Origin of the sequence: Streptomyces phytophilus (genome assembly GCF_013870535.1) — a bacterium.
GTDB lineage: Bacteria > Actinomycetota > Actinomycetes > Streptomycetales > Streptomycetaceae > Streptomyces > Streptomyces phytophilus.
Genome location: NZ_JACBXC010000604.1, coordinates 1 through 3,618, shown reverse-complemented (window position 1 = coordinate 3,618; position 3,618 = coordinate 1). Strand labels below are relative to the sequence as shown.

Below are 3,618 nucleotides of genomic sequence, written 5' to 3'. Positions count from 1 at the left end.
CGTCCGCCCCCGCCCCCGCGGCCCGTACCCCCGACCAGCCCGCGAACGCCACCGCGGACCAGCGCCTCACCTGGGGCACCGCCCCCGCCGCCCGCCGCCGCGGGATACCCCCGGGCGAAGGCCGCGGCGACCGCGAGGACCGCACCGTTCAGACGATGTCCCTGAACGTCGCCCGCGCCCTGGGCACCCGCATGGCCGCCCGCAAGGCCGCCCGTGCCGCGAAGCAGCAGCGCACCGTGCTGATCAGCCGCATCACCGGTGAGTCGTTCATCACGCTCGGCGTGCTGATGCTCCTCTTCGTCGTGTACCAGCTCTGGTGGACCAACGTCCTCGCCGACCGCGAGTCGCGGCAGGAGGCCAAGCAGCTGGAGGAGCAGTGGAAGCGCGGCGACGGCGCGGGCAAGGCCGACGCCCGCGACCCGGGCGCGTTCGAGGCCGGCGAGGGCTTCGCCATCATGCACATCCCGTCGCTGGACGTGAACCGCCCGGTGGCGCAGGGCATCGACAAGCAGAACGTCCTGGACCGCGGGCTCCTCGGCCACTACTCGGAGGGCGACCTCAAGACCGCGATGCCGTGGGACGAGAAGGGGAACTTCGCGGTCGCCGGGCACCGCAACACCCACGGCGAGCCCTTCCGGTACATCAACAAGCTGGAGACGGGCGAGGAGATCATCGTCGAGACCAAGGACACGTACTACATCTACGAGGTGTCCAGCACGCTCCCGTCGACCTCGCCGTCGAACACCGACGTCATCAACCCGGTGCCCGAGGGGTCGGGATTCACCGAGCCGGGGCGCTACGTCACACTAACGACCTGCACGCCTGAGTACACGTCCAAATATCGGCTTATTGTCTGGGGCAAGATGATCGAGGAGCGTCCGCGCAGCAAGGGCAAGCCCGACGCGCTCATGGACTGAGCGGTACGGGCGGGCCGGCGGCCGGCGGGACGGAACGGACGGGGAAGCGGTGGCAGCGACGGACGATGAGCGGGAGAGCAGACCCGCAGCGGAGGCCGCGGAAGAGGCTGCGCCCGAGGCCCCGGAGAAGGCCGCGAAGAGGAGCGTAGAAGAAGAGGCCGCGGCAGAGGCACCGGAGGACCGGGAGCAGGATCAGTCGGCGGAGTCGGCGGAGTCGGCGGAGGAGGGCGGGACCGCGCCCCGCCCCCGCCCCCGCGGCCGCCGCGGCCTCCTCGCCGGGGCCGTCAGCCTCTTCGGCGAGGTGCTGATCACCGTCGGCGTCCTCATGGCGCTCTTCGTCGTCTACTCCTTGTACTGGACCAACGTCCAGGCCAACCGCGAAGCCGGCCGCATGACCGACGACCTCCGCGACTCCTGGGAGAACACCCCCGACGACGGCAAGCCCCGCCCCGTCGACATCGGCGACCTCAAGGGCGGCATCGGCTTCCTGCACGTGCCCGCGATGGAGGAGAACGTCCTCGTCCGCAAGGGCACGGCGACCGAGGACCTGAACAAGGGCGTCGCCGGCTACTACACCGAGCCGCGGAAGTCGGCCATGCCCTGGGACCGCCGCGGCAACTTCACCCTCGCCGCCCACCGCGACGGGCACGGCGCGAAGTTCCACGACATCCACCGCGTAGAGGAGGGCGACCCGATCGTCTTCGAGACGAAGGACCGCTGGTTCGTCTACAAGACGTACGCCGTGCTCTCCGAGACCTCGAAGTACAACACCGGCGTGCTGGACGAGGTCCCGGAGGAGTCCGGGAAGACGAAGCCCGGCCGGTACATCACGCTCACCACGTGCACCCCCATGTACACCTCCCGGCACCGCTACGTCGTCTGGGGCGAGCTGGAGCGCGTGGACCGCGTCGACGAGGAGCGCACCCCGCCGCCAGAGCTGTCCTAGGCCCTGTCCGACACCGCGGACGGCTGCTGGGTTGGCACGCGTAGACCCTCGCGGACGTGGAAGAACGCGTCCCGGTTATCTCACCTCCCCGAGGTCTGTCTGGGGGCGGTCCTGCTCCGTAGGATGCAGTTCGCAAGCGCGAATCTGGACTCGGGGACATCTGGGGAGGCCGCACGGCATGGGAGCTCCACGGCAGGACACCAGCGAACGCGCACGAGAGCTACAGCGAAGCTGGTATGGCGAACCGCTGGGCGTGCTGTTCCGGCGGCTGATCGACGATCTCGGCCTCAACCAGGCACGGCTGGCCGCCGTGCTCGGTATTTCGGCGCCGATGCTGTCGCAGCTCATGAGCGGGCAGCGGGCGAAGATCGGCAATCCGTCGGTGGTACAGCGCGTACAGGCGCTGCAGGAGCTGGCCGCGGAGGTCACGAGCGGCAGCGTTTCGGCGGCGGAGGCGGCGGAACGGATGGAGGGCATCCGCAAGAGCGCGGGCGGGGCGGTTCTCGGGACGACGCAGACGCAGTCGTCGACCGGATCGACGACGGTGCGTCGCGTCGTACGGGAGATCCAGTCGCTGCTGCGCTCGGTCGCCGCCGCCGGCGACATCATCGACGCGGCGGACCGGCTCGCGCCGACGCATCCGGAGCTGGCAGAGTTCCTCCGGGTGTACGGCGCCGGCCGAACCGCCGACGCAGTTGCACATTACGAAGCGCATCAGTCATAACCGAATGAATTACCAATAAACCGTACAAGGGGCGGGCGCAGCAGCATGGGTGAGGTCTTCGCTGGGCGGTACGAGCTGATCGATCCGATCGGCCGGGGCGGGGTGGGCGCGGTCTGGCGCGCCTGGGATCACCGGCGACGGCGCTATGTGGCGGCCAAGGTGCTGCAGCAGAGCGACGCGCACACGCTGCTGCGCTTCGTCCGCGAGCAGGCGGTACGCATCGACCACCCGCACGTGCTGGCACCCGCCAGCTGGGCGGCCGACGACGACAAGGTGCTGTTCACGATGGACCTGGTGGGCGGCGGCTCACTGGCCCATCTGATCGGCGACTACGGGCCGCTCCCGCCGCGGTTCGTCTGCCTGCTGCTCGACCAGCTGCTCGCCGGGCTGGCCGCGGTGCACGGCGAGAACATCGTGCACCGCGACATCAAACCGGCGAACGTGCTGCTGGAGGCGACCGGCACCGGCCGCCCCCACCTGCGGCTCTCCGACTTCGGCATCTCCATGCGCAAGGGCGAGCCGCGGCTGACGGACACCAACTTCGTCGTCGGTACGCCCGGTTACTTCGCGCCTGAGCAGATGCTGGGCGCCGAACCGGACTTCCCCGCGGACCTGTTCGCGGTGGGTCTGGTGGCGCTGTACCTGCTGACCGGGGAGCGTCCGGACAGCCAGGCACTGGTGGAGATGTACCTGAACAACGGCGTGCCGCCGGCCCCGAAGGGGGTGCCGGAACCGCTGTGGCAGGTGCTCGCGAGCCTGCTGCAACCGGACCCGGAGCTGCGGTTCCGCACGGCGACGGGTACGCGGAAGGCGCTGGCGGAGGCGGCGGAGCTGCTGCCGGAGCTGGATCCGGCGGAGGAGCCGGTGGAGGTCTTCGACCAGCTCGGGCCGCTGCCGGTGGGCTTCGGGCCTGACGGCCCCGAGCGGTCAGGGGTACGGGCCGGGGAAGACGTGACGTCCGCGCCGGGCCCGGAGGCCGGTCCCGGCGCGGGGCCCGGTACGGGACTCGGCGCCGGTCAAGGTAACGGTCC

The 3,618-nt window shown here is 70.5% G+C and carries 4 protein-coding genes; all 4 read left to right on the top strand.

The window, feature by feature from the left end; genetic code table 11:
* The coding region (locus H5J30_RS22090) for a class E sortase (RefSeq protein WP_181789127.1) at positions 1–917 on the top strand (917 nt) is incomplete at its 5' end.
* 49 nt (positions 918–966) lie between these two features.
* On the top strand, positions 967–1,863 hold the full coding sequence (locus tag H5J30_RS22085; RefSeq protein ID WP_181789126.1) for a class E sortase: 897 nt from the start codon (positions 967–969) through the stop codon (positions 1,861–1,863).
* Between the two features lie 178 nt (positions 1,864–2,041).
* The gene (locus H5J30_RS22080; RefSeq protein WP_037748024.1) at positions 2,042–2,587 is read left to right on the top strand and encodes a helix-turn-helix domain-containing protein; all 546 of its coding nucleotides are present in this window, start codon (positions 2,042–2,044) and stop codon (positions 2,585–2,587) included.
* Between the two features lie 45 nt (positions 2,588–2,632).
* The coding region (locus H5J30_RS22075; protein WP_258563471.1) for a serine/threonine-protein kinase at positions 2,633–3,618 on the top strand (986 nt) is incomplete at its 3' end.